5 protein-coding genes are annotated in these 6,169 nt (G+C 37.7%); 3 read left to right on the forward strand and 2 right to left on the reverse strand.

Annotated elements, in window-relative coordinates; all coding sequences use genetic code 11:
• Window positions 1-206: 206 nt before the first annotated feature.
• Window positions 207-1,376 carry an isovaleryl-CoA dehydrogenase gene (locus CXF79_RS05440; RefSeq protein ID WP_011042439.1) on the reverse strand — a complete coding sequence of 390 codons (1,170 nt, stop codon included), beginning with the start codon at window positions 1,374-1,376 and terminating at the stop codon, window positions 207-209.
• A 104-nt stretch (window positions 1,377-1,480) separates the two neighbouring features.
• A complete protein-coding gene (locus CXF79_RS05445; RefSeq protein ID WP_011042440.1) occupies window positions 1,481-1,879 on the reverse strand; it encodes a MerR family transcriptional regulator in 399 nt (132 codons plus the stop codon).
• Between the two features lie 287 nt (window positions 1,880-2,166).
• On the opposite strand from CXF79_RS05445, the gene CXF79_RS05450 reads away from it, so the two are divergent.
• The 3 genes from CXF79_RS05450 (at window position 2,167) to CXF79_RS05460 (ending at window position 5,744) form a co-directional block, all read left to right on the forward strand.
• On the forward strand, window positions 2,167-3,351 hold the full coding sequence (locus CXF79_RS05450; RefSeq protein WP_101154250.1) for an acetyl-CoA C-acyltransferase: 1,185 nt from the start codon (window positions 2,167-2,169) through the stop codon (window positions 3,349-3,351).
• Window positions 3,352-3,620: 269 nt separating this feature from the next.
• Window positions 3,621-4,793, forward strand: coding sequence for an enoyl-CoA hydratase/isomerase family protein (locus CXF79_RS05455; protein WP_101154251.1), 1,173 nt, complete (start codon window positions 3,621-3,623; stop codon window positions 4,791-4,793).
• 180 nt (window positions 4,794-4,973) lie between these two features.
• The gene (locus CXF79_RS05460; RefSeq protein ID WP_011042444.1) at window positions 4,974-5,744 is read left to right on the forward strand and encodes an SDR family oxidoreductase; all 771 of its coding nucleotides are present in this window, start codon (window positions 4,974-4,976) and stop codon (window positions 5,742-5,744) included.
• Window positions 5,745-6,169: the final 425 nt, after the last annotated feature.

A 6,169-nucleotide genomic window follows, 5' to 3' on the forward strand; every position in this document is an offset into this window, starting at 1 on the left:
GCAAACTAAACAATTACTGGTTAACTCAATATTTGTTTAATTACTTATTACAGAAGTTACTTTTTTGTCACTGAAGTAGTAGTGATTCAACTTTAAGCTGTAGGGTTTAATTAAAAGGAAAAAGCATGGAGTTGATAACTTTCAAAAAAGTTATCAATGAGTACTTTTGACGAATTAATTAGGCGGTACAGCAACCAGATGAATGACTAGTTAGATTCGTTGAATAATTCACGACCTATCAGCATGCGACGAATCTCTGAGGTTCCAGCACCAATTTCATACAATTTGGCGTCACGGAGTAAACGACCTGCTGGGAATTCATTGATATAACCATTACCACCAAGTAACTGAATGGTATCAAGTGCCATTTTAGTCGCTAATTCAGCGGCATAAAGAATAACAGCGGCTGAATCTTTTCGAGTAGTTTCACCACGGTCACACGCTTGAGCAACCATGTAGGCATAAGATTTAGCTGCATTCATTTGAGTGTACATATCGGCTACTTTGCCTTGTACTAATTGAAACTCACCAATAGATTGGCCAAATTGTTTTCTGTCATGAATATAAGGTACGACTAAATCCATACAAGCATCCATGATGCCTAAAGAACCACCAGATAAAACAACACGCTCGTAATCTAGTCCTGACATTAATACACGGACGCCTTTTCCTTCAGCACCTAAAATGTTTTCTGCTGGTACTTCACAATCCTGAAAAACTAACTCACAGGTATTTGAACCACGCATACCTAACTTGTCTAATTTCTGATGGCGAGAAAATCCAGGGTAATCACGTTCAACAATAAAGGCGGTAATACCTTTTGAACCTGCACTGGTATCTGTTTTGGCATAAATGACAAAAACATCAGCATCTGGACCATTGGTTATCCACATTTTATTACCATTAAGAATGTACTTATCACCTTTTTTATCAGCGCGAAGCTTCATGCTTACAACATCTGAACCGGCATTTGGCTCACTCATTGCTAGTGCACCAACATGTTCACCAGTACAAAGCTTTGGTAAGTATTTTAGTTTTTGCTCATGAGAGCCATTTTTACGTAACTGGTTTAAACATAAGTTTGACATCGCGCCATAACTCAAACCCACAGATGCCGAAGCTCTGCTGATCTCTTGCATAGCAACGATATGTTCTAAATAGCCTAAACCTGAACCGCCATATTCTTCTTCAACGGTCATACCTAAAAGACCCATATCACCAAATTTTTTCCATAAATCAGCTGGGAATTCATTATCAATATCAATTTGTTCAGCGCGTGGAGCAATTTCATCACGGGCAAAAGCGTTTACAGTCTCGCGGATCATATCCACGGTTTCGCCTAAGTTATAGTTAAGTGAGCTGTATTTTGAAATCATGCTTTATCCTTTTTGTGAAACTCAGTCCCGCTTAGCAGTGGTGAGTTAGAACGATTAAATGGGTTTAGTTATACTTATATTATTAATAAATCTTTACGGTGCTATTAACCGTTTTCAAGTGCTTTGAGGGTAGTTTTACAATTATCCTCTAAGTCATCTAGTTCAATTAATATCGCGTTGATATCTTCAAGCTGTTGTTTTAAATCTTTTTTCTTATCACTGATTAAAGTCATAATGGTATTTAATTGGGTGGCACTGGTTTTATCAACATCATAAAGCTCAAACAAACGACCTGTTTCTGCTAATGAAAATCCTAGTCGTTTACCACGTAGAATTAACTTCAGACGAACCTTATCCCTTTGATTGTAAACTCTTGTTTGTCCTTTACGTGCCGGAAAGATTAGCCCTTGATCTTCATAAAAACGGATGCTGCGAGTGGTGATATCAAATTCTTTTGATAAGTCACTGATAGAGTATTTTGCTTGGCTAATTTTTTGGGTCATTTATCTACTCGTGTATCTAATCTTGAAAACTATTTATTGATTTATCTTATATGAAGTTTACGTTAACGTAAAGGGTAAGTTTTAAGGAGAGTTTTACAACTATATTTATTTGGTTAAAAGAATATATAATTTTCCTTACTATCAACAAGTCTTATGCAATCTAATCTACGTTAGCCAAACCTAAGACTAAAGTTCCGTTGACGTAAACTTAAATGTTAGGTTAGGCTAAGCTATCAATTTTTTCGAATTTATTTATATTTATCATCATTTAGAAACTGGAGAGTTCAATGTCATTATCAGATCCTATTGTTATTGTTTCCGCTGTAAGAACGCCTATGGGTGGTTTTGGTGGTTGTTTGTCGCCGGTAACTACGCCAGATTTAGGTGCTACCGCAATAAAAGCCGCTATTACTCGAGCAAATTTAGCCAATGATCAAGTTGATGAACTCATTATGGGCTGTGTCTTACCTGCAGGTTTAAAGCAAGCGCCAGCAAGACAAGCAGCAATTGCTGCTGAATTATCTTTATCTACTGTGTGTACCACAATCAATAAAGTATGTGGCTCAGGAATGAAAGCGGCTATGCAGGCGCATGACTCATTACTTGCAGGATCTATCGATGTTGCAGTTGCTGGTGGTATGGAAAGCATGAGTAATGCGCCATATATTTTGCCGAAAGTAAGAACAGGTTTACGCATGGGCCATGGTCAAGTTATAGATCATATGATGCAAGACGGCTTAGAAAATGCCTATGACGGAATTTCTATGGGGTGTTTTGCCCAAGATACTGCCGATGAATCTAGCTTTACTCGTGAAGCGATGGATGAGTTCGCGATTCGTTCATTGAGTCGTGCAAACCAAGCGATTGATTCGGGCGCTTTTAAAAATGAAATTGCAGCCGTCACGGTAGTTAATCGACGTAAAGAAACGATTATTGATACCGATGAACAGCCAGGAAATGCTCGTCCAGATAAGATCCCATCATTACGCGCAGCATTCAAAAAAGACGGCACCATTACCGCAGCTAATTCAAGTTCAATTTCAGATGGCGCAGCAGCGCTTGTGATGATGAAATTATCAGAAGCTGAAAAACGTGGTTTAACACCACTTTGTAAAATTGTAGCTCATGCTACACATGCACAAGCACCGGCAGAATTTACCGCAGCACCAGTAGGCGCTATGAATAAATTACTAGATAAAGCAGGTTGGACTGCAAGAGATGTTGATTTATTCGAAATCAATGAAGCATTTGCTATGGTCACTATGCTTGCTGTTAAAGAAATGGATTTAGATATCAATAAAGTTAATGTTAATGGTGGTGCTTGTGCCTTAGGTCATCCATTAGGAGCAAGTGGAGCGCGCATTATGGTAACCCTTATTCATGCATTGAAGAATAAAGGTTTATCAAAAGGTGTTGCTTCTCTTTGTATTGGTGGCGGTGAAGCGACAGCAATCGCATTAGAAATGTTGTAATTACACATTTGATTGCACAATAGCTCAATTTAACTATTAAAAGTACTCATTGATTATCATCATTGAGTACTTTTTTCTTTTAATAGCATCATAAAGCGTGAACTAAGTGCATGCTCTTATGTGGTGAGCGCACTTCAGGGTTTTATTGAGTTATTTAACCCTGAAGACAAATCAGAATACGTAACCGCTTTTCTAAATAAGCGTAAACCTGTTTGGCTAAATACGTCATTAGACATTTAAAAGTAAACAGGATTAATAAAGGGAAAATCATGACAGATGTAGTTATTTTTCAAGAACTTGATTGTGACAACGGTAAAAAGGTTGGCTTAATCACCCTCAATTCTCCTAAATCACTGAATGCTTTAAGTGGCGATATGGTAGCGCTGCTTTATCCACAGTTGATTACATGGCAGCAGCAACAAGATATCGCTGCAGTATTTTTGCAAGGCGAAGGCGAGAAAGCATTTTGTGCCGGCGGAGATATCGTACATCTATATAGTGCTATGAAAAACAGTACTATGAAAAGTAATAGCAGTAATGAAAATTCAGTTGATAATTTAAATGCAGGCAGTCAATTTGCACCAGAAATTAAAGATTATTTTACTCAAGAATACCAATTAGATTTTTTAATTCATACCTTTAACAAACCTTTTATTGTTTGGGGTAGCGGTATTGTTATGGGTGGTGGGCTAGGTATGCTAGTTGCTGGAAGTCATCGAGTGGTAACTGAAAATTCACGTATAGCGATGCCAGAAATCAGTATTGGTTTATTCCCTGATGTGGGTGCTAGTTACTTTTTAAATAAAATGCCACCCGGTTGTGGTTTGTTCTTAGCGTTAACAGGAGCATCTATCAACGCTGCAGATGCTAAATATTGTCGACTTGCCGATTATTTCGTTGAGCAACAACACAAAGATGATTTGCTAATCCAACTTAAAATGATTAATTGGGGAGAGACAATCCCATTAAATCATGACAAAACCTCACAACTGTTACAAGAGTTTGAACGAAGCTCGGCAAGTAAGTTGCCAATGTCACCTTTAAAAGAGCATCAACCGTTAATAAGTACGTTTGTTGAAAAACAAGCGTTAACAGATGTTTTAGCAGCAATTTTAAGTGTTGAGACTGAAGATAAGTGGCTTAGCCGCGCACAAAAATCATTAAAAAATGGAAGCGCCTTAAGTGCACAGTTAGCTTATTCGCAATTAGCCAAAGGGAAGGGCATGTCATTGGCCGATTGTTTTCGTATGGAACTAAATTTAGCCGTGAAATGTGGTTATTTCGGTGAGTTCCTAGAGGGAGTCAGAGCCTTATTAATCGATAAAGATAATAGCCCTAAATGGCGTTATTCATCGGTGGAGTTAATTGATGGTAAAGTACTTAATTGGTTTTTTGAATCTACTTGGTCAGAATCAGAACATCCGCTGGCCAAGTTGACTTAATTATCCTGAGTTATATTACTCGAATTAAAGCCAAAGGCTTGCTTATAGCTAAAGGTTTAATACCAGCAGTGAAAACTTCTACAGTTACTAATCTTCTTTAACAATGTATCTAACAAAGTGTAAGGTAGGAAGACTCCTACAGAATCATAAATATATTTAACAAACAGAAAGTAGATAATAATGAAATTACAAGATAAAACAATCGTCATCACCGGTGGTGGTCAAGGCCTAGGTTTAACTATGGCCACCAGCTTTGCACAATCGGGTGCGAATATCGCACTGATCGATTTAAATGAAAAGCAACTTCAAGAAAGCGTAAAGCAAATTGAATTAGCTGGCGTTGAAGGAATAAAAGTAGCGTATTACCTTGCGAATGTAAGCAAAGAGATTGAAGTTGAAGAAACGTTCCAACAAATTAATAAAGACTTTAACGGTATTGATGGCTTAGTTAATAATGCCGGAATATTACGAGATGGTATGTTTGTTAAAGCCAAAGATGGTGTTGTCAGTAAGAAAATGTCGTTAGAAAGCTTTCAATCTGTCATTGATGTCAATTTAACAGGTGTTTTTTTATGTGGTAGAGAAGCAGCTGTTCATATGATTGAAGGTGGTAAATCAGGTGTCATTATCAATATGTCCTCAATTGCCCGTGGTGGCAATATAGGTCAAACCAATTATGCTGCTGCAAAAGCGGGTGTTGTAGCAATGACAACAACATGGGCAAGAGAGCTTGGTCGACATGGTATTCGTGTTGGCGCTATTGCACCAGGAGTCATACGAACTGCAATGACAGATGCAATGAAACCTGAGATGAAAGACAGGTTAGAGAAAATGAAACCCGTTGGGCGTTTAGGTGAAGCAGAAGAAATTGCCCACACAGCAAAATACATCTTCGAAAATGAATTCTTCACTGGGCGCGTCATAGAAATAGATGGTGGCCTTTGTATGTAGCGTTTATTTTAGGCAGACAATGTGTTTCTACGCGCTTTTATTGACCGATTTGACTCATTAGGGAATACTTTTGTTTGATAATTAATCGATCGAACAAAAAGTTGATAATTGCGTGAAAAAACACTTGATCAAAACTAAAAACTCTCTACAATGCGCTCCAGTTCCAAGGGGTTCAGGCAAAAACCTTAACCAAGAGGACGTTTTGATAAGTTACCTATTACCTTATTAAGGTCGATTAGTTAACTTAACGTGAAGTTTTTAATTAGAAAATAAGTTTTAAAATTAAATTAAATTAAACGTTGACATCAAAACTTGGAAGCGTATTATACGCATCCAGTTCGGGGCAATAGCAACGAACAACGCTACTTAATGTAGCTAAGGTGAAGAGCGAATGCGACTCTCATCTACTTCTTGATTTATCTTGA

It is taken from the genome of Colwellia sp. Bg11-28 (genome assembly GCF_002836245.1).
Lineage (GTDB): Bacteria > Pseudomonadota > Gammaproteobacteria > Enterobacterales > Alteromonadaceae > Colwellia > Colwellia psychrerythraea_A.

What these genes read in the sequence shown, in the direction of transcription:
- CXF79_RS05445 (WP_011042440.1), bottom strand. Translation starts at nt 1,879, where the DNA reads ATGACCCAAAAAATTAGCCAAGCAAAATACTCTATCAGTGACTTATCA.
- CXF79_RS05460 (WP_011042444.1), top strand. Translation starts at nt 4,974, where the DNA reads ATGAAATTACAAGATAAAACAATCGTCATCACCGGTGGTGGTCAAGGC.
- CXF79_RS05455 (WP_101154251.1), top strand. Translation starts at nt 3,621, where the DNA reads ATGACAGATGTAGTTATTTTTCAAGAACTTGATTGTGACAACGGTAAA.
- CXF79_RS05450 (WP_101154250.1), top strand. Translation starts at nt 2,167, where the DNA reads ATGTCATTATCAGATCCTATTGTTATTGTTTCCGCTGTAAGAACGCCT.
- CXF79_RS05440 (WP_011042439.1), bottom strand. Translation starts at nt 1,376, where the DNA reads ATGATTTCAAAATACAGCTCACTTAACTATAACTTAGGCGAAACCGTG.